Raw genomic sequence first — 18,152 nt, 5'->3', positions numbered from 1 at the left:
GGTTGGACGTGCTTACCGCTCACCTCTTGGTCTTGGAAAAGCAGTCCGCCCTCCCCGATTTGAACGGGGGGCAAGCCGATCTACAGTCGGCTGCTCTACCAGTCTGAGCTAAGGGCGGGCGCACTCGTGTATACTTCGCCGTCAGGATTTAAGGGTTATTATTCAGGGTGGGACGTGGCCGCCGGGGGAGAGTTGATAAGGGTTCGTATGGTACCTGGTAACGAAGTGGCATGTCGAAAATCACGTTCCGGGCCGACAGCGATCTCGTGGACGCCGTCGAAGCGATGGACGCGTCCAAGAGCGAGGTGATGCGGGACGCCTTGCGCGCATACCTCGAACGGTCGACGGCAGGCGCACACGCGAGTCCGCTCGACGCCGTCCTCACCGGATCGAGTGACGCGCGAGTCGACCACCGGTTCGACGAGGAAGGACCGTCGACGCGCGACGTAAACGTGCGCGTGATGGTGGAGTCATCACGCGACCAGGCCGCGACTGGCGCGGACAGACCGAGCCACCAACGCGCGTCGTCCAGTGAACGCCACAGGGCGACGAACGCGCGCGGTGAGCGGGAGCAGACGTGCACGCAATGCGGGAACACCGTCGCGCCAGACCACGCGTACTGCCCGAGCTGCGGCGAGAAAGCCACACGTCGAGTGTTCTGTGAGTGCGGCGACGAGGTCCGCGCTGACTGGGCGTTCTGTCCGCACTGCGGGCGACGGACGACCACCGGGAAAGCATTCGACAAGTAAGACGCACGTTTTACGTCGCCGTTAATTATATACCACGCCGGTTTATGGTAATGAGTACGTAAGACGATTGTCTTACAGCAAACCGCACCACGGCGCGGCGATCGGCCGCCGCAACTATGCTGTAAGACGCCAGCACGGGAGCGTGCTTCGTCTTACCACAGCAAACGGGGATACAATACATGGAGCGTGTGACACTCCGAATTCCGAAGCAACAGATCGAGGAGGTCGAAGAGATGGTCGAAACGGGAAAGTTCCCGAATCGAAGCGAAGCCATCCGCTCGGCCGTCCGGGAAATGATAGACGAACAGACTGACCAGGCCAGTCCAAACAGCTGGGCGAAGGTGTAAAATATGCAAGATATCGTTCAGGACGCCCTCGACAACGCAGAAGCAGAGCAGCGAGATATGAGCGACGCCTCGTCCGACGGCGACGAGTTCGGGGAACCTCGAATCGTCATCGTCGGCTGTGGCGGTGCCGGCAACAACACGGTCAACCGGCTCTACAACATCGGCGTCGAGGGCGCCGACACGGTCGCCATCAACACCGACAAGCAGCACCTCAAGATGGTCGAGGCCGACACCAAGATCCTCGTCGGCAAGTCCCTGACGAACGGCCTCGGCGCCGGTGGCGACCCCTCGATGGGCGAGCGCGCCACCGAGATGGCCCAGGGCACCATCAAGGAAGTGCTGGGCGACGCGGACCTCGTGTTCGTGACCGCCGGCATGGGTGGCGGTACGGGGACGGGCGCGGCGCCCGTCGTCTCGAAGATCGCCAAAGAGCAGGGCGCAATCGTCGTCGGCATGGTGTCGACGCCGTTCAACGTCGAGCGCGCCCGCACGGTGAAAGCCGAGGAAGGACTGGAGAAGCTCCGCGACGAAGCGGACTCCATCATCGTCCTCGACAACAACCGCCTGCTCGACTACGTGCCCAACCTCCCGATCGGGAAGGCGTTCTCCGTCATGGACCAGATCATCGCGGAGACCGTCAAGGGCATCAGCGAGACCATCACCCAGCCGAGCCTCATCAACCTCGACTACGCCGACATGACCGCCATCATGAACCAGGGCGGCGTCGCGGTGATGCTCGTGGGTGAGACCCAGGACAAGAACAAGACCAACGAGGTCGTGAAGGACGCGATGAACCACCCGCTGCTCGACGTGGACTACCGCGGCGCGAGCGGTGGCCTCGTCCACATCACTGGTGGTCCGGACCTCACGCTCAAAGAGGCCGAGGGCATCGCAGACAACATCACCGAACGCCTGGACGCCAGCGCGAACGTCATCTGGGGCGCGCGCATCCAGGAGAACTACAAGGGCAAGGTCCGCGTCATGGCCATCATGACCGGCGTGCAGTCCGCGCAGGTGCTCGGCCCGAGCACGCAGAAGCAGGCGGACAAGTCCCGCCAGGAACTCCAGGACGTGGATTCCCAGCAGGCGACGAGTGCCGACGCCGACAGCTTCGGGGTTCACTCCGACGGCGGCACGGACGAAGTCGAGCAGAACAACGGCCTCGACGTCATCCGGTAGTCCGCCCGGTCTTCTCTCCGCCCTCTTCGGTGCCGAGTGGCGACGCTACGCGACGGTTACAGCGACGTTCGAAGCAAGGAGCGGGTCAGACCGCGTTTACGGCATCGAGCAGCGCGCACTTCCGGCATCTGTCTCTTGCGGTCGGTGCCCCACACTCCTCGCACGAGCCGACCGGCTGTTCGTCCTCGTCGCCCCCGTACTCGTCGGCGGCGAGACTCGCCAACTCCTCGTAGCCAGCCATGATGGAGTGGCGCGTTCCGGGGTGGTCCTCCTCGAGGCTCAACAGGAGGTCCTGGATCTCGCCGCGGAACGCCTCACTGGAGTGCGGGCATTCGGCCATGTGCACGGGTAGCTCCCGGAGCTGGGCGTACAACGCGACCTCCTTCTCGGGGACGTCCCGGAGCGGTTTCGCGCGCGGAATCATGTCCTCCTTCTCGCGGCGCTCGTCGAAAGGACCGAGGCTCGCGTCGAAGTGCTTGGCGACCTGCTCGACGTTCCCCTCGAAGATGTTCATCAGGGCGGTCTCGGCCTCGTCGTCTAAGTTGTGGCCGGTGAGGAGTTTGTCCGCGTCGAGTTCCTCCGCGTACCGTGCGAGCGCGTCCCGGCGGAACACCCCGCAGTACGCGCAGGGCGCCATGTCCAGCGGGTCGTCCTCGGCGACGTCGTCCATTTGCACGTCGAACTCCTCGGAGTACGTGACGACTTCGTGGGGGATGTCGCGGTCGTCTGCGAGTTCCTCGCAGGCGTCGAGGCTGGCGTCCCGGTACCCCTCGATGCCCTCGTGGATGGTGAGCGCGACGAGTTCGACGCGCGGGTCCTCCTCGAAGGTCTCGTGGATGATGTCGGTGAGGACGACGCTGTCCTTCCCGCCGGAGAGGCCGATGACCCACGTTTCGGGGTCCTCGGGCGTGGCGTCCGCGGGCAGCATGTCGTCCTCCCGGACGCGGTGGCGGACGCGGCGCTCGACGCTCTCGAAGAGATGCGCCTCACAGAGGTACGTCCCGGAGTACGCCGCGTGCATCACCGCCTCGCGGTCGCACTTGGTGCAGTCCATTGCCAGTGAGTTTGCTCGCGGCCCGAATCAGGGTTTCGTCTCGGCCAACTCGCCGAACTCGTAAAGCGAATGCTAGGATAGCAAACCGGCCGTCTGATGTCAGGCACGTCAAGAATAATCGCTTGGATTATTTGACAGAGAGTGAGTGTCCTGACCTTGTTACGAAGCTCTTATAATTAATGTCAAAATATGTAATATATGAACCGACGAGCCCTCCTCTCAACGATTGCGTGCGGAACATCAATTCTTCTCGCTGGATGTGGTTCTCAGGCTCCCGAAAACGAAGTAGAAATCACTGTCCGAAACGATAGCCAGAAATTCATCTCGATGGACATCTTCTTCACGCAGGGTGACTCTGAGACTGTCTTTTCAGCCCACTACTCTCTAGATGCAGAGAAGGCTAATGAGGCAAAGAGTTTCACCGGCTCTGCCGACCGAGCATACGTTATCGTAAATGAATCGCAGGCTAAAGTGATAGACTTCGTTAATAAACCGTGTTCTGGGACGAATACCGTCCCCTTTGGAGTTGCATATAGTGAAACCGAGGGTATTCAGGTAGGAACCGCTTGTTCTGAATAACATGCCGCATAAAGAGCTATCTGCACACGATTACACGGTTCTTCAAGATACATACAGTTATATACTGTATTTCTCGTGCTAACGGGTAGTGTCAGTTTATCAACCTACTGAATCACCGTTTGACCACGACAGGTACTTCATCTTCAGCTACTTCCTTCGCTCATTCCCCAATATCTGCGGTGACTTCGGTTTCCCAGTCGCAAACGACCGCGATACAAGCGGTGTGCCGAGCCAGTCACGTCTCTGGGAGATGTGGAATAAGGAGTTCACCGAGGTACAGCGCGAGTTCGTGCGGACGACCACCGAGGAAGCCCTCGCCTTCGCTCGTGAGCAAGGCATTCCCGTTCGGCGGGACACCTGGCCACAGATTCCGGGTCGGAACCGCAGTTCTGGTGGCGTCCAACCAGCAGCACCGAATCAGCGGCGTTGAACTGGCGGCAGCGCTACCAGAACAGCGAACGGCAGCGAGAAGTCGAGTGGTCGCCGTGTGCCGGTCAGTGCTCGTCGTGGAACCACTCGACGAGCGTGCTCGTGGCGTTCTTCTCCGTGCCGTGGGGCACGAAGACGAACGGAATCGGGCTGTCGAACGCTCGGTCGCCGTACAGCCCCCAGTCGCCCACCGAGCGCGTGGTGCCGCCGTACGCGATGGGGATGTCCTCGAGGGCCTGGGGCTCGTACTCGGGGACGTAGGAGCGCTCGATCCACACCTCGTGTTCCGGGACGCCGAGTTCGCCGGCGAGGTCGGCCTCGAGAGCGGCGTCGTTCTCGACGAGCCACGACCCGAACGCGTCGAGATCCGCGTCCACGCGGTCGGCGTACGCGATGCGGTGTTTCCAGCACGTCTCGGGGAAGCGCCGCGAGCGGAAACGGTCGTAGAGCGCGGCGAGCGTCGAGTCGGGGTTGTCGCGCGCGGCGACGCGGAGTCGCTCCATTAGCGTGTTGTCGTCGACGTGGCCGTCGAGCACGCCGTCGACGGTGATGGGTGGATCGTCCACGACGCCGGTGAGTTCCTCGAGGAGTTCCCCGAGCAGGACGTTCGCGTAGACGGACTTGTGGTGCTGGGTCACCCACATGTAGACGGCGATGCGGCCCTCGAGGTAGTTTCCGATAGTGCTGAGGGCCTTATCGGAGAGCGCGAGGCCCTCCTCGGGGTGGGCGGTGTAGGCGTCGACCATGCGCGCGGTGTCGAAACTCAGCACGTCCGCGCCGGTCATCTGGTTGTCCCGCGTGATGTAATCGAGGCGGTCGACGTCGATGGGGGAGTGCAGTATCTGGGCGGCGACGCCGTGCTGCCAGCGCCCGCCGCGTTCGTACTCGAGGCTGTACCCGAGGACGTGTGCGCAGACGTCGAACGGGTCGACGCCCATCGACTCGAGGCCGTCGCTGAACTCCCGGAGCGTTATCAGACAGCCCAGCAGTTCGTGCGGACTGGCGCCCCGGAGCGGCGCGTCGCCGACGCCTGCCTCGTGGAACGCGGCCTGCAGGCCGCGGTCGTCAAGGCGCGCGCGGAGGTCCTCGGTGTCGAGGAAGCGCTCCCCGAGGTGCGAGAACGGCGGGTGACCGACGTCGTGGAGCAACGCGGCGCACTCCAGTGTTCGCTGGATGTCGTCGAGTTCCGCGGCGGTGGCGTCCCGGTAGAAGTACGACTGCTCGCGGAGGTTCTCGAAGACGGTGCGCGCGAGGTGGTAGACGCCCAGGGAGTGTTCGAAGCGCGTGTGGTTCGCGCCTGGGTAGACGAGATTCGTCGCCGAAAGCTGGCGGACGCCGCGGAGCCGCTGGAACGCCCGCGTGTCCAGAATCTCGTCGACGAGGGGCTGGTCGAGTTCGACGTACCCGTGGACGGGGTCCTTGATCTTCGTGGCCGGCATAGAGAGATGAGTTGTGGGGATGAGGGGCGCGAGGCGGGTCCGTCTTTCGGTCCAGGGCTGCCGACCGGCAACCTACGACCGCGCGTAGGCCTCGAACTCCCGGCCGAACACCGCGAAGTACGCGACGCCGAGCAGGCCGACGGCGGTGGCGGCGGTGAACGCCAGTTCCGGGCCAGCGGTGAGCGTAAACGCCGGAATGGCGTCGACGGCGGCGCCGAGCGTGACCGTCCAGTCGCCACCGTACAGCAGTCCGCCGAGCGCGGCGCTCGGGATGACGACCGTGTTCCGGACCAGGTAGTACGTCCCCGTGACGCGCCCGCCCGTGTCCTGTTCGGCGGGCCCGACGATGAGCGCCTTGTGCGCGGGCAGACCGGCGAAGCGCAGGCCGGAGAACGCGAACAGCGCGACGAGCACCCACTGGTCGGCGGGCGCGTGGATGAGGAGAACGGGGAAGACGGCGTACACCAGGAAGCCGAGGCCGACGACGGGCTTGAGACCGGTCTGCTCGGCGAGTTTCGAGACGGGGACCTTGGTGAGGATGGCGACGAGCATCTCCACGGCGAGCAGCACGCCGAAGAACGCTGCGGGGGTCAGGGTGACGCCGAATCCCGTGAAACCGACCTCGAGGAATCGCGTGACGACGACCACGAAGAAGACGTACACCATGCCGTTGGCGAACCGGATGAGCGTGTCCGCGACGAGCAGCGGACGGAGCGTGTCGGGGAGGTCACGGAGGTCCCGGCGGACGCCCGCGATGCCCTCGAAGGACTTCCCGATGGTGTCCTCGCTCGCCTCGTAGAGGACGTGCTGGGCGACCGTGGCGACCACCGCGACGGCCGCGCCGAGGAGGAGGACGTACTGGAAGCCGGTCTGGAAGTCCGCGCTGACCGCGAGCACCGCCGCGGCGAGCAGCGGACCGAGCAGGAACCCGACGCGCCGGAATATCTCCGTGCTCGCAAAACCCATCGCGAGGTGGTTCGGCGGGACGCTCTGCTTGACGATGGCGAACGTCGCGCCGAGGCCGAAGGACTTCCACGCCTGCGTGAGCAGCAGGCCGGCGAAAATCCAGATCCACGGCCCGAGGTAGCCCCCGAGTTCGACGCCGGCGACCTCGACGACCGGGAGCGTCACGCCCGGGAGCGAGGGCGCAGCGGCCCACACCACGAACCCGACTGTCGTGACGACGGCGAACCCGGTGAGCGCGCGCCGGGAGCCGATTCGGTCCGAGAGCGCACCGCCCGGGTACGGGTACACCGCCGAGACGAGGTTGCCGACGCTGCCGTAGAGGCCGACGACGCCAGCGCCCGCACCGAGCGCGTACATGTACTCGGGGACGTACCGCGACGTCATCTGGAAGACGAGACTGAACGCCAACATCGCCACGGAGAGCACGAGCACGTCGGGTTCGAGCGCGAAGAACTGCCGGTAGGAATCGAGGGCGTCCACCGACTCCGCTTCCTCCGCTTCCATGCGCGTGTCGTCGAACCGAGGAACCGAATACTCCCGGGTTCCAGCACCCGGGCGGTTCGTGCGGAACGTTCATCGGCATGCGTCGGCTACCCCGACGCGATGGACCGCGAGGCAGCAGTCGAGCGCGTGACCGAACTCGTCGACACCGTCGAGGACGAGGAGATGCCGGTGCCGGTGCGCGAGGTGTGGGTGTACGGCGACGTCGCGCTCGGCCTCGACCCGGTCGAGCGCCTGGACGTCTACCTGACGAAGGACATCCTCATGCGCGGCGACGACGCCGACCGCGCCGACGAGTTCGAAGCGGAGTACGGCGTGAAAGGCGTCGGGAAGACGGTCCGCGCGTCGTGGGCGGACGACCACCCCCAGTTACTGCGCGCGAACGACAACGGGCACGTCGCGCCCGAACGATGCCTCGGTTCGCACCTCGTCGGCGACGACGAACCGATACACCTCGAGGTGTGTAACTCGGGCTTCGAGGACAACGTCACGCAGCGCCTGAAGGGCGCGAGAGCACGCGAGAACTACGAACAGGTGCTCGACCCGCGGGGGGTCTGCCTCTGGGCCGACGGCCAGCGCAGCGAGGACGCCTTCCAGAAACTCCGCGAGGGCGACCTCGTCTTCCCGACGCTCTCGGGCGCCCTCGAGATGCTCGGCATGGACGAATCCGAGGCCGAGACCGCTGCCGACGCGGTCGAAGCGCGCCGCGAGCGCTCGGAAGGACGGACGGTTCGCGGCGACGTGGTGTAGGTCAGCTTTCCAGCGTACCTTTTTGCGGGCCTCGCTGCGCTCGGCCCGCAAAAATCTACGCTAAAAAGACTGCACCGCTACGCTAAATCTACTCCTCGAACCCGTCCTCGAATCGGAACGTGCCATTGCGCTGCACGACCTCGCCGTCGACCTCGATGCGCGAGTCCTCCGCCATGTCGACGATCATGTCGACGTGGGTGGCGGACTCGTTGAACGGCATGTCCCCGGGGACGCACTCCTCGATGGCGCCGCCGACAGCGAGGTGGACGGTGTCGCCCATCTTCTCGTCGAACAGCATGTTGTACGTGAATCGGTCGATGCCGCGGTTCATCCCGATGCCGAGTTCGCCGAGGCGGCGCGCGCCCTCGTCGGTGTCCAGAATCGACTCCAGGGCGTCCTCGCTCTGCTCGGCGGCGAAATCCACGACCTCACCGCCCTCGAACTCGAGGTAGGCGCCCCTGATTTCACGGCCCTGCCGGATGAGCGGCTTATCGAAGAGCACCTCGCCCTCGACGCTATCGGGGACCGGGCAGGTGAACGCCTCGCCCGCGGGCATGTTCTGGCGGCCGTACTCGTTCGCCGCGTCCATTCCGGCGACGCTCATCGTGATGTCGGTGGTGTCACCGGAGACGATGCGGACCTCCTCTGCGGGGTCGAGAATCTCGACCATCTGGGCCTGGTGCTCGCGCTGGGCCGCCCAGTCCCTGTTCACGGCGTTCCAGACGAACTCCTCGTAGGCTTCCGTGGACATCTCCGCCTTCTGGGCTCCCGACGCCGTCGGGTGCGTCGTGATGACCCAGCGCGTCCCGAGGCGCTCCTCGAGAATCGGCTTGTTGGCGCGGCCCGCCGCCTGCCCCTTCGAGGGCGCCACGTCGCTGGTCTCGTACGCGTTCCCGCCGCCGGATATCAGGAACACCACGTCCGTCTCCTCCATCGCCGCGAGGTCGTGTTCCTTCGTCGTGTAGTCGTTCTCGTCCATCGCCTGGCTGTACGCCCGGACGGCGGGGCCGAGCCGCCAGTTCAGCGACGGTCTCGCGCCGACCTCTCCGAGTTTCTCGTACAGCGCGACCACCAGATCCTCGGCCTCCTTCGGGGCGCTCACCTGCACCATGTCCCCCTGTTCGACTCGGGTGCAGTGGTCGACGAGCACCTCCGCGTGTCGTCTGACGCGTTCGTCCATACCGCGTACACGGGACTTGGCGGGGATAAATCCTCACAGAACGACCGTTCTGTTTCGTATCGGATACGCCAGTTCGACGCCACAGGGCGGGAGAACCCTCGTCTACCACGTCGTTACGAGATATCATCCGAACAACTATATCATCTCGATAGAATCTGTCACCCGTCCATGTCATACGACACCACTAACCCAGACGACGTAGAGGAGGAGCAAACAGAACACAGAGTCGACGACGGCTATCAGTTCGAGGGCCTCGGAACCGCCGTCGGTTCGTTCCTCGTGCTCGGCGTCGGCTTCGTGTTCACGCTGTTCTTCGTCGGGCAGTTCACCGGACAGAGCGGCGGCATCGGTGCTGGCTCCGACATCTTGACCGGTTCCGGACTCGCGTTCGCGGTGCTACTGTCACCGCTGCTCGCGCTGTTCGTCGGCGTTCTATCCGGACGTAGCGACAACCCCAACGCCGTACGCGACGCCGGTGTCGGGAGTGCACTCGGCTTCGTCGTCATGTTCTTCGTCACGCTCGTCGTCGCCAGCAGCCTGCAGACACAGAGCGCTGGGGTCGGCGGCAACGTCATCGGCCCGCTCACCGGATACACGGTCGGCGTCGGCCTCACCAGCGCTGCGGCCGCCGCCGTCACGCGTTCCGACGCAGGTGTTTCGGGCTCGATCGCGGACCACTCGCTCGGCCGCCCGGTCACGTTCGGTGTTGGCATCTTCCTCGCGTTCGGTGTGGGCTACGCCGTCAGCGTGTTCCTCACGGACGCACTCGGCCCCGGCGCGGACGCCGGCAGTAGTTCCGGCCTGCTCGCCGGCGCGAACGTCTCGATGATGCTCGGAATCGGTCTCCTGCTCGCGCCCGTCGTCGGCCTGCTCGTCGGTACGCTCGTCTCGCGCGACGACGTCGAGGACGAGGTGGAGGCCGCCGTCGGCAGCGGCGTCGGCAGCGCGCTCGGTGCCGCCATCCTGGTCGTCGTGGCCTACGTTGCCATTCTCGTCGTCGAACCCGGCGGAATGCCCGCCGGCGACTTCCCGTTTGGTCTGCTCGTCGGCCTGCTCGTCGGCACCGGACTCACGGGCGCTGGCGCGGGTTACGTCAGCGCGAAGAACTGAGAACGGTAGTCCTTCTGCGGTTCGTTCTCTCTACGATTCGGTCTCGATTACGTGGGCGGAGTCGTCTACGATGGCCACGAACTCGTCGCCGTCCAGTTCCACGGTCACCCGCACCCGAAACGGGTCCTCTGAGAGCACGTCCGGGCTGAACTGCGGTGAGACGAAATCGAACTGCCAGGGGTACTGCTCGTCCAGATCGCGGTCGTGGGCCGCCAGAAAAGCAACGAACTCGGGGTGGTCGAACAGCGTGAGCGCGACCGTCGAGGAGTACCGCTCGCCGCAGCGCGAGCAGACCGCCTCGAACCCGTACACTGTCCGTCCCTCGTACTCGCGCTCCCGCAGCGTCGATTCCATGTGCCCGTAACACGACCCGCAAACGCCGCGTTTCGCCAGCGCGATGTCGTCGTAGGCGTTCTGGACGGCGACCGCGAGCACCGTCTCGATGTCGCGGTCCCGGACCAGCGTCGGCGCTGCGGGGATCTGCAAGATCCCGTGGTCGGCCTCGCACTCGACGCTGATGTACCCGTCCTCGTAGGACGCGTGCAGGGCGGCCCCACAGAACGAACAGTCGTCCTCGAGGGGTTCCGGCCCGAGTTCCGCGTCGTCCGCGACGGCGCCCGAGAGCACCGCCGTCGCCATCTGCTCGCCGGCGAACGTCAACGCGTAGCCGTCCTCGGACTTCTCCACGAACCGGTCGCGGAGCTTCCCGAGGTGGTAGTTGAAGCGCCCGGAGTCGCTCGCGCCGACGTGCTTCCGGAGCGCGGAGAACGAGAGGGCGGGGCTCTGGGGGTTCTCCCGGCGGTGTTCGACGAGTGCCTGGAGGATGGCGACGCGGGTCTCGTCGCCGAGCGCGTCGAACGCCGCGGCCGTGTCGGCGTCGGTCATGACGAGAACTCCGCCCGGGTCCCCCATATGCCTTCCCGTCAGAGCCGTCGGCGTCGACTCACGGGTTGTGTGGCCCCGTCACGGCGCGCGCCCGACCGTCACGAAAAAGGGCGTGGTCTCCCGGCGTTCGTAGTCGCCCTCGCGCATCTGCTCGACGGCGGTCCGCCCCATCTCGCGCCAGTCAGCGCGGAGTTCGTCGTACTCCCCGGAGTCGAGGTCGCCGGCGAGCATCGTCGCGCGCTGGTCGCCGAGTCTGTCGGCCGTCGCCTTCCGCGCCGCCGCCTCCAGGTCGCGCTCGTCGTACGGCGACTCCACGATCCGGACGTGGTCGTGGCGGGTGGTTGTGACGTCCTCGAATCCGGCGTCCGCGAGCAGGTCGGCAGCGGCCGCGCCGAGTGTCACGTCCGTCTCCACGCCGGCGATGTACGCCTCGCGTGCGCGACGCGCGAGGCGTGGTTCGGCGTCGACGGAAGACTCCACGCTCACCGCGGCGTTGTCCGGTTCGACGACGGCAACGAGGTCCGAGGAGACGCGGGCGAACTCACCGACCGCGGCGCCGGGGTCGGGGAGGTTGATGAGGAGCGCCTGGCAGACAACCAGGTCGAACGCGTCGTCGCGAACCGGGAGGCGGGTGGCGTCACCGAGCACTCGCTCGTGGGCGTCGACGTGCGCGAGCAGCGCGGGGTCCGCGTCCACGGCGACCACTTCTCCGGGCGTCTCCTCGCAGAGCACGCGCGTGAGTTCGCCCGTGCCACAGCCGACGTCGAGTACCCGCTCCAGCGAGGGCAACTGGAGGGACGCGAGCGCGCTGCGGTCCGCCCACATGCCGCGGCGCGTCTCTTCGAGGTAGTCCGCGGTGAAGCGACGCATACGCCACTAGCGGGAGGCGAACCGGAAAAACGGGTCGGAACACCGGGACGCCGCCGGACGGCGGCGCGGCCACTGGTTCCGATGTGGTCGTCGGGGAGACCACGACGAAGAACACTACGGCTCTACGGCTCGTAGGCGGAACACCGGCAGGCGTGCGCGAAAAACGAAATCGCGGTGGGGAGCCGCGAACACCCACCCCGTACTCCGTTGGGGTCGGGACGATGCGGAGCGGGGGAATCGGAGTGGGCGTACGTGAGTACTGTCCGCCGGGCACTTGACTCCGCGTGAAAGTCAAACGACCGTTTGTGTCACCAGGCTACACGACTCCCGAGCGTCGCGTAGCAACGGCTGCTCATTGGGCACACTCGCCGCGCAGTTCGCGGCTCACACGACTTCGTCGCTCGCGTTTCGCGGCGCGTACGCGCCACGCAACTCACGGCTCTCTCCGGTCGTCGTTCGCGTCCCCGAGATTCTACGAATCTCGCTGTTCACGGCTTCCACTGGTCGTCGCTCACCACAACGTGACGCTACGCGTCACGCAACTCCCGCACCTTCTGGATGTTCCACTCGAAGCCGCGTCCATCCTCGTGGGGCGTCTCCAGCACCAGCGGCACGTCGTACTCCACGACATCCTCGTGGTTGACGAACGCGTGCATGCCGTCCTCACCGATGTGGCCCTCCCCGATGTGCGCGTGCTCGTCCTTGTTGGTCCCACACTCGTGTTTCGAGTCGTTCAGGTGGACGCACGCGAGGTTCTCGAACCCGACGGCGTCGTCGAGTTCCGCGAGCGTGTCCGCGACGCCCTGCGGGGTCGAGAGGTCGTAGCCCGCGGCGAACGCGTGGGCGGTGTCCAGACAGATCTCGAGGTCCTGTTCGGACTCCTCGAGGACGTACGCCAGGTGGTCGATGTCGCCGCCGAGTTTCGTGCCGGAGCCGGCGTCGCTCTCCACGAGCACGGTGACGCTATCCGGAATCTCGAGTTCGTCGAGCGCGCTCACGGCGTTGTCGAGTCCCTGCTCGACGCCCGCGCCGGTGTGTGCGCCGAGGTGGACGTTCACGTACGGGATGTCGAGTTTCTCGGCAGCCTCGACCTCCTTCTGCATGCTGTCTACGGACTTCTCGCGGAGGTCGTCTTTCGGCGTACAGAGGTTCACGAGGTACGAGGAGTGAATCACCCACGGGCCGTCCAGCGATTCACTCGTATCATCCCGGAACGCTTCGGCCTCGTCGTCGTCGATGTTCGGGTCCTGCCAGACCTGCGGGGAGTGCGTGAATATCTGCCCGCAGTTCCCGCCGACGTCCAGTTCGTTCCCAACGGCGTTGTCGACGCCGCCCGCGATAGAGACGTGTGCGCCTACTCGCATACACGACGGTTACCGGGAGGGGACAAAGGGGCTTCGAACGCCGGCGTGAGAACAGTTATGCCAGTGAAGTACAACAACTCGGTCATGACTGCCGAGCTCGAAGTCGGGGACACAGCGCCCGAACTCGAAGCGACGCTCGTGCAACCGGACGGCACCGCCGGGGACGTGTCGCTCGCGGACCTCTGGGCCGACCGACCGCTGGTGCTGGCATTCTACACGAACGACTTCAGTCCGGACTGCGTGAAGGAGTGGTGTTCGTTTCGGGATTACGGCTGGTTCACCTCGGACGACCGCGTGCAGGTCGTCGGCGCGAGCAGTTCCCGCGTCGCCACGCACCGCAAGTTCATCGACTACCTCGACCTGGAATTCCCGCTGTACGCGGACACCGACCTCGCGCTCGCGGACGCCTTCGGCGTCACCTACCGGGCGTTCAAACTGTTCGAACGAGCGCGTCGCTCCGTATTCCTCGTGGACACCGACGGCACGATTCGCTACCGATGGCTCGGCGAGAGCCTCGTCGACCCGACGCGCGACCAACCGCCGCTGGGGGACGTCCGGTCGAAAATCGAGGGACTGGTCGGCGACAAGCGGGAGACGTTCGGCTTCAACTAGCCACTAGCGTCAGGCCGTCCGCTCTCGGACCCACGCGTCGGTCGCGTACTTCTCCGCGGCGAGTTCCCGCGCCGCCGTGAGTTCCTCGTCGGTCCACGACCCCTCCTCGGCCCCACACCAGTCGGCGAGCGCGTCCTCCAGTGCCTCGACCGTGTCACTGCGCGGAACCCCGGACTCCTCGCGGATGCTCGTCACGCGCTCCCTGAACGTCGATTCGTCCACGCCCGGGTCGGCGAACACGCCGAGGTGGTTGTCCACCGCCAGCGAGTACGACAGCGACCCGTGCTGGATGACCGCATCCCGCGTACGGTACTGGGCGTTCCCGCTTATCTTCCGCCCGTTCGCGGTGATGTCGTGGGCGGGGTGGAGCGCGCGCAGGTAGCAAGCGGGGTCGTGGAGCGCCGGATACTCCTCGGGGACGAACTCGGCGTCGACGCCCATCGCGTGGAACGCGTCGAGGATCGGCTCACACAGCTGGTCGTAACACTCCATCAGGTCACCCGGTAGCTCCTCGGCGGGCGCGACGATGCTGTAGGAGATGTCGCCGGTCTCGTCGTGGTAGATGCCACCCCCGCCGGTCTGCCGGCGGGTGACGTCGACGCCCTCGCGTTCGCAGAACTGCCAGTCGACGCTCTCGGAATCCTGCCCGTACCCCATCGAGAGCGTCGAGGGAGTCCACTGGTAGACGCGAACTGTACGCGGACCGCCGTCTGCAGCGGTCTGTGCGGCGATTTCCTCCAGCGCCATCTGCATCGGCCCGTCGCGGGCCTCCTCCCGAATCAGCCGCCAGTTCCGGTCCGCGAGTGCCATACGCGCCGGTTCGCGGCGGACTGGAAAAAAGTCGTCGTCCTCCCGACGCGAGCCACACCAGAAAATTTTGTATCCCACCATGGAGTTTATGACCATATTGGGACGACGCAACACTATATTTCCCATCTGCATAGAATCCCCTCCCTCAAGCCCCGATATTGATTTATTCTATTATTTTCCACTAATTTTAATCCATTTTCCCACCGTTTTCCTCTCCGGTGTCTGCATCGCCGGCAACGAAGCGAACCGCTGCGTCGAACGAGCGCGAGGCGGACGCTCCACGGGGCTTTTACCCGGGCGACGCCTACCTTTTAGCGATGGTTCGGAACGTCGCCGCCGAGATGGCGGACCTCGACCCCGAGGACTTCCACGTGCTGTCGGGCGTCGAGCACGGCATGCGCTTCTCGGAGTGGGTGAACCGGGAGAAGCTCCCGGAGTTCGCCCGCCTCACCGAGGAGGAGGTCGACTACCGACTCGACCGCATGCTCGACCTCGAATTTCTCGAGCGGAAGACGATCCAGTACGAGGGCATCAGCCTGACGTTCGCGGGGTACGACGCACTCGCGTTGAAGTCCTTCGCAGAGCGGGACACCGTCGAGGGCTTCGGCGCGCCGCTGGGCGTCGGGAAGGAATCCGACGTCTTCGAGGTGCAGTCGTTCCGCCCGATGGCGCTGAAGTTCCACCGCGAGGGGTACACGAACTTCCGGGAGGTCCACCGGGGGCGGGACTACACCAGCGAGAAGGAACACACGTCCTGGCTGTACACCGCACGGAAGGCCGCTGAACGAGAGTACGACGCCCTGGAGACGCTGTATCCCGACGTGAACGTCCCGCGACCCGTCGACCAGAACCGCCACGCCATCGTCATGGAGAAGATGACGGGAGCAGAACTCTCGAAGGCGCAACTCGAGGACGACCAGGCGAGCGGCGTCCTCGACCTGATCCTCCGGGAGGTCACGGCGGCCTACGACGCGGGCTACGTGCACGCGGACATCAGCGAATACAACGTCTTCGTCGACGAGGACGGCGTGACACTGTTCGACTGGCCGCAGGCGACGCCGACCGACCACGAGAACGCCCGAGAGTTATTGGACCGGGACGTGGGGAACATCCTCAACTACTTCCAGCGGAAGTACCCCGGGAGCGTTCCCGACCCCGAGGTCGACGCGATAGCGGACGCGGTGGCGGGTGACTCGTTCGAATCCGTGATGGAGTTCTGACCGACCGCTATTTTGCATATAGAGCCCCGTAGCCACGGCTCGTTCTCGCGGAATAAACCGTATTCGAGGATAGAAAACCGAGTGAAAGCGAACGACGGCGCAGGGAGAGTGGTCGTAGAGCGACGCGAGGGAGAGAGGGTTGTAGAGCGACGCGAGAGGGCGGTGTTTCGTGAAGCATGAGGGAGAGCGGTCCACACAGCGGTGTGAAGGAGATGGCCTGTGGAGGAGAGTGTCCGAGACGACTCGGCGATACTGCTGGTGACGGGGTAGTTACTAGAATTCCGACGCAACCCATCCAATTTTATACAGGGCACCGGCAAACAGGTGGTGAACGAACACCCGCTCATGTCACGAACGACCAGTCGAACGGCGCTGCTCGCGGCGCTCGTCGCGTTCGCAGCGCTCGCAGGCGCCGTCCCCGCCGGAGCAACAGCTGACTCCGCGTCCTTCCACGACCGCACGGTCACCGTCACGCGGGGGAACGCTGTCTCCATCGGCGTCAGCCACTCCGCCCGGGCGAACCTCACTATCGGGAGCGAGCAGTCCGGCTTCGAGGTGGTCGTTCCACTCGGCGGCGGCGGGTCGGACAAGATAACCCTCGACACGTACGAGACGGGCGGGAACAACGACGCAGGCGCGTTCATCTCCGGAAGCGGCGCGACGCTCACCACGCAGCGCCTCGAGCACGCCATCGAACCCGGCGTCTACGAGATGCGCGTCACCATCGACGGCACGACGCAGGCCGTCGGCCAACTCGAAGTGCTACCACGCCGAAACACGACCGGTAGCGTCGGCGTCGCGCCGGGCGCCATCGACCCCGGTGAGGCCGGCGCGGGCGGTGTGCTCGCCCGGACGACGAATCGCGGGACGGTGGCGCGGGGCGACTATACGGTGTTCACGGTGAACGAGAGCGGCCTCGGCTCGGCGTTCAACCCGGAGAATCTCAAGGGCGGTGAGAAAGCGGGCGGCATCGACGCGGAACTCGTTGCGCTTGACACGCCACCGAACGAAGCCCAGTCGACCGACTCCAGCGAGGAGATAACCGTGGTGTCACACGCGTCGACCGCGGGCGACGACGTGCGCGTGCTCTCACAGGTGGAGAAACACGACCGGTTCCTGGTCGTGTGGGACACCAGCGACGTGCCACTCGATTCCGGGTCGAATCACACCTACGAGTTTCGGTTGTCGTTGACGACGGCGAACAACCTCGTCGAGGAGCGCACCCACCTCGTCACGCAGCGAGTCCAGGTCGTCGAGCCATCCGTCGAGTTGACCGCAGACCCGGGGTTCGAGTTGTCGCCGTGGGACGGCGCGACGATGCGCGTGAGCGGAACGACGAATCTCGCGCCGACAACCGTCCTCGACGTGCGGGCGCGTCAGGGGAAGCCCAATCCCTTCCTCTGGAAGCACACGCCTACAGTCTCCGCGAACGGCACGTTCGGTACGATGTTCGACTTCGCGGCGGCGGACCGACCGACGTCCGTTCCCCTGTGGGTGCTCGGGCACCGCGAGCAGAGCGAGGAGACAGTGACGCTTGGGGTGGCGAACGCGTCACTCGTGTTCGACGACCAGCGGGCGAGCGCTGGCACCGTGACGATCCGTCGCGTGGTGCTCTCCCACGGCGGGTTCGTGCGCGTCACGCAGGACGCCGTGCCCGGGTCTGTGGGCAACACCACTGTCGGCGCGTCGGCGTATCTCGGCCCGGGCAGTCACGAGAACGTCTCGGTCGCCCTCGAAGGGACAGTCGGGGAGACGTACAATCTGACGGCCGTCGCGTTCGCGGACGCGAACCGCGACGGCGCGTTGAACAGCACGGACGCCCCGTACAACAGGTCGGGGTCGACCGTCTCGGACAACGCGACTGTTCGGCCGGCGGCGGACTCACAGCCGAACACGACCGCGCCGTCGACGAGTACGCAGTCCAGTTCCACGCAACGGACGGTCGACATCCAGGACGAACCGCCACTGACGCCGGTGGCGAACCAGATGAACGGCGGGTCTTCGGGCGGCAGCGTGCCGCTATCGCTATTCACGACGCTCGCCGCGTTCGCTGCGGCGGCGCTGCTCGCGGGGCGACGATGACCACCGGTCGCTCCGTCGACCCGACC

Annotated in this window: 17 protein-coding genes and 1 tRNA gene; 9 read left to right on the top strand and 9 right to left on the bottom strand. The window is 65.4% G+C overall.

What is annotated here, in order from left to right:
- Positions 1–44: 44 nt before the first annotated feature.
- Positions 45–118 (bottom strand) — tRNA-Tyr (locus LT970_RS02035).
- 112 nt (positions 119–230) lie between these two features.
- Between LT970_RS02035 and LT970_RS02030 the strand changes: the two genes are divergently transcribed.
- The 3 genes from LT970_RS02030 to ftsZ all read left to right on the top strand — a co-directional run bounded on the left by LT970_RS02030 (position 231) and on the right by ftsZ (position 2,275).
- Entirely contained in the window at positions 231–749 is a 519-nt protein-coding gene (locus tag LT970_RS02030; RefSeq protein ID WP_232687304.1) for a double zinc ribbon domain-containing protein, read from the top strand.
- A gap of 179 nt (positions 750–928) precedes the next feature.
- Positions 929–1,096: a transcriptional regulator CdrS gene (cdrS, locus tag LT970_RS02025; RefSeq protein WP_232687303.1), complete on the top strand. Its 168-nt coding sequence runs from the start codon at positions 929–931 to the stop codon at positions 1,094–1,096.
- Positions 1,097–1,099: 3 nt separating this feature from the next.
- Positions 1,100–2,275, top strand: coding sequence for a cell division protein FtsZ (ftsZ, locus tag LT970_RS02020; protein WP_232687302.1), 1,176 nt, complete (start codon positions 1,100–1,102; stop codon positions 2,273–2,275).
- Positions 2,276–2,360: 85 nt separating this feature from the next.
- Here the strand turns inward: ftsZ and ncsA are convergent, their stop codons facing one another.
- Positions 2,361–3,329, bottom strand: a complete 969-nt coding sequence (gene ncsA / locus LT970_RS02015; protein WP_232687301.1) for a tRNA 2-thiolation protein NcsA — start codon at positions 3,327–3,329, stop codon at positions 2,361–2,363.
- Positions 3,330–3,527: 198 nt separating this feature from the next.
- On the opposite strand from ncsA, the gene LT970_RS02010 reads away from it, so the two are divergent.
- Positions 3,528–3,908, top strand: a complete 381-nt coding sequence (locus LT970_RS02010; protein WP_232687300.1) for a hypothetical protein — start codon at positions 3,528–3,530, stop codon at positions 3,906–3,908.
- A gap of 494 nt (positions 3,909–4,402) precedes the next feature.
- Here LT970_RS02010 and LT970_RS02005 read toward each other — a convergent pair whose 3' ends face one another.
- On the bottom strand, positions 4,403–5,776 hold the full coding sequence (locus LT970_RS02005; protein WP_232687299.1) for an HD domain-containing protein: 1,374 nt from the start codon (positions 5,774–5,776) through the stop codon (positions 4,403–4,405).
- Positions 5,777–5,848: 72 nt separating this feature from the next.
- Positions 5,849–7,246 carry an MFS transporter gene (locus tag LT970_RS02000; protein WP_232687298.1) on the bottom strand — a complete coding sequence of 466 codons (1,398 nt, stop codon included), beginning with the start codon at positions 7,244–7,246 and terminating at the stop codon, positions 5,849–5,851.
- A gap of 99 nt (positions 7,247–7,345) precedes the next feature.
- Here LT970_RS02000 and LT970_RS01995 point away from each other — a divergent pair, with 99 nt between their 5' ends.
- Positions 7,346–7,993: a DUF7095 family protein gene (locus tag LT970_RS01995; RefSeq protein ID WP_232687297.1), complete on the top strand. Its 648-nt coding sequence runs from the start codon at positions 7,346–7,348 to the stop codon at positions 7,991–7,993.
- Positions 7,994–8,081: 88 nt separating this feature from the next.
- Here the strand turns inward: LT970_RS01995 and LT970_RS01990 are convergent, their stop codons facing one another.
- Positions 8,082–9,173 (bottom strand): aminopeptidase, encoded by a 1,092-nt coding sequence (locus LT970_RS01990; protein ID WP_232687296.1) that lies wholly within the window; start codon positions 9,171–9,173, stop codon positions 8,082–8,084.
- Between the two features lie 168 nt (positions 9,174–9,341).
- Here LT970_RS01990 and LT970_RS01985 point away from each other — a divergent pair, with 168 nt between their 5' ends.
- Positions 9,342–10,283 carry a hypothetical protein gene (locus tag LT970_RS01985; protein ID WP_232687295.1) on the top strand — a complete coding sequence of 314 codons (942 nt, stop codon included), beginning with the start codon at positions 9,342–9,344 and terminating at the stop codon, positions 10,281–10,283.
- A gap of 30 nt (positions 10,284–10,313) precedes the next feature.
- Here LT970_RS01985 and LT970_RS01980 read toward each other — a convergent pair whose 3' ends face one another.
- From LT970_RS01980 to LT970_RS01970, 3 genes are all read right to left on the bottom strand, one after another.
- Complete coding sequence (locus tag LT970_RS01980) at positions 10,314–11,168, bottom strand: winged helix-turn-helix domain-containing protein (RefSeq protein ID WP_232687294.1); 855 nt, start codon at positions 11,166–11,168, stop codon at positions 10,314–10,316.
- A gap of 78 nt (positions 11,169–11,246) precedes the next feature.
- Positions 11,247–12,038, bottom strand: a complete 792-nt coding sequence (locus LT970_RS01975) for a class I SAM-dependent methyltransferase (RefSeq protein ID WP_232687293.1) — start codon at positions 12,036–12,038, stop codon at positions 11,247–11,249.
- A 527-nt stretch (positions 12,039–12,565) separates the two neighbouring features.
- Positions 12,566–13,402, bottom strand: a complete 837-nt coding sequence (locus LT970_RS01970) for a deoxyribonuclease IV (RefSeq protein WP_232687292.1) — start codon at positions 13,400–13,402, stop codon at positions 12,566–12,568.
- An 84-nt stretch (positions 13,403–13,486) separates the two neighbouring features.
- Here LT970_RS01970 and LT970_RS01965 point away from each other — a divergent pair, with 84 nt between their 5' ends.
- Positions 13,487–14,014 (top strand): redoxin domain-containing protein, encoded by a 528-nt coding sequence (locus LT970_RS01965; protein WP_232687291.1) that lies wholly within the window; start codon positions 13,487–13,489, stop codon positions 14,012–14,014.
- A 9-nt stretch (positions 14,015–14,023) separates the two neighbouring features.
- Here the strand turns inward: LT970_RS01965 and LT970_RS01960 are convergent, their stop codons facing one another.
- Complete coding sequence (locus LT970_RS01960; RefSeq protein WP_232687290.1) at positions 14,024–14,824, bottom strand: lipoate--protein ligase family protein; 801 nt, start codon at positions 14,822–14,824, stop codon at positions 14,024–14,026.
- A 317-nt stretch (positions 14,825–15,141) separates the two neighbouring features.
- Between LT970_RS01960 and LT970_RS01955 the strand changes: the two genes are divergently transcribed.
- Both LT970_RS01955 and LT970_RS01950 read left to right on the top strand, forming a co-directional pair.
- Positions 15,142–16,044, top strand: coding sequence for a serine/threonine-protein kinase RIO2 (locus tag LT970_RS01955; RefSeq protein ID WP_232687289.1), 903 nt, complete (start codon positions 15,142–15,144; stop codon positions 16,042–16,044).
- A gap of 345 nt (positions 16,045–16,389) precedes the next feature.
- Positions 16,390–18,126 (top strand): DUF7282 domain-containing protein, encoded by a 1,737-nt coding sequence (locus LT970_RS01950; protein WP_232687288.1) that lies wholly within the window; start codon positions 16,390–16,392, stop codon positions 18,124–18,126.
- The last annotated feature ends 26 nt before the right edge of the window (positions 18,127–18,152 follow it).

It is taken from the genome of Halobacterium zhouii (genome assembly GCF_021249405.1).
GTDB classification, from domain to species: domain Archaea; phylum Halobacteriota; class Halobacteria; order Halobacteriales; family Halobacteriaceae; genus Halobacterium; species Halobacterium zhouii.
The sequence above is the reverse complement of the archived record's forward strand: the minus strand, read 5'-3'. Positions and strand labels throughout refer to the sequence as shown.

What these genes read in the sequence shown, in the direction of transcription:
- LT970_RS02010 (WP_232687300.1), top strand. Translation starts at nt 3,528, where the DNA reads ATGAACCGACGAGCCCTCCTCTCAACGATTGCGTGCGGAACATCAATT.
- LT970_RS01965 (WP_232687291.1), top strand. Translation starts at nt 13,487, where the DNA reads ATGACTGCCGAGCTCGAAGTCGGGGACACAGCGCCCGAACTCGAAGCG.
- LT970_RS02005 (WP_232687299.1), bottom strand. Translation starts at nt 5,776, where the DNA reads ATGCCGGCCACGAAGATCAAGGACCCCGTCCACGGGTACGTCGAACTC.
- ncsA (WP_232687301.1), bottom strand. Translation starts at nt 3,329, where the DNA reads ATGGACTGCACCAAGTGCGACCGCGAGGCGGTGATGCACGCGGCGTAC.
- LT970_RS01995 (WP_232687297.1), top strand. Translation starts at nt 7,346, where the DNA reads ATGGACCGCGAGGCAGCAGTCGAGCGCGTGACCGAACTCGTCGACACC.
- LT970_RS01970 (WP_232687292.1), bottom strand. Translation starts at nt 13,402, where the DNA reads ATGCGAGTAGGCGCACACGTCTCTATCGCGGGCGGCGTCGACAACGCC.
- ftsZ (WP_232687302.1), top strand. Translation starts at nt 1,100, where the DNA reads ATGCAAGATATCGTTCAGGACGCCCTCGACAACGCAGAAGCAGAGCAG.
- LT970_RS02030 (WP_232687304.1), top strand. Translation starts at nt 231, where the DNA reads ATGTCGAAAATCACGTTCCGGGCCGACAGCGATCTCGTGGACGCCGTC.
- LT970_RS02000 (WP_232687298.1), bottom strand. Translation starts at nt 7,246, where the DNA reads ATGGAAGCGGAGGAAGCGGAGTCGGTGGACGCCCTCGATTCCTACCGG.
- LT970_RS01975 (WP_232687293.1), bottom strand. Translation starts at nt 12,038, where the DNA reads ATGCGTCGCTTCACCGCGGACTACCTCGAAGAGACGCGCCGCGGCATG.
- LT970_RS01955 (WP_232687289.1), top strand. Translation starts at nt 15,142, where the DNA reads ATGGTTCGGAACGTCGCCGCCGAGATGGCGGACCTCGACCCCGAGGAC.
- LT970_RS01950 (WP_232687288.1), top strand. Translation starts at nt 16,390, where the DNA reads ATGTCACGAACGACCAGTCGAACGGCGCTGCTCGCGGCGCTCGTCGCG.
- LT970_RS01985 (WP_232687295.1), top strand. Translation starts at nt 9,342, where the DNA reads ATGTCATACGACACCACTAACCCAGACGACGTAGAGGAGGAGCAAACA.
- LT970_RS01990 (WP_232687296.1), bottom strand. Translation starts at nt 9,173, where the DNA reads ATGGACGAACGCGTCAGACGACACGCGGAGGTGCTCGTCGACCACTGC.
- LT970_RS01980 (WP_232687294.1), bottom strand. Translation starts at nt 11,168, where the DNA reads ATGACCGACGCCGACACGGCCGCGGCGTTCGACGCGCTCGGCGACGAG.
- cdrS (WP_232687303.1), top strand. Translation starts at nt 929, where the DNA reads ATGGAGCGTGTGACACTCCGAATTCCGAAGCAACAGATCGAGGAGGTC.
- LT970_RS01960 (WP_232687290.1), bottom strand. Translation starts at nt 14,824, where the DNA reads ATGGCACTCGCGGACCGGAACTGGCGGCTGATTCGGGAGGAGGCCCGC.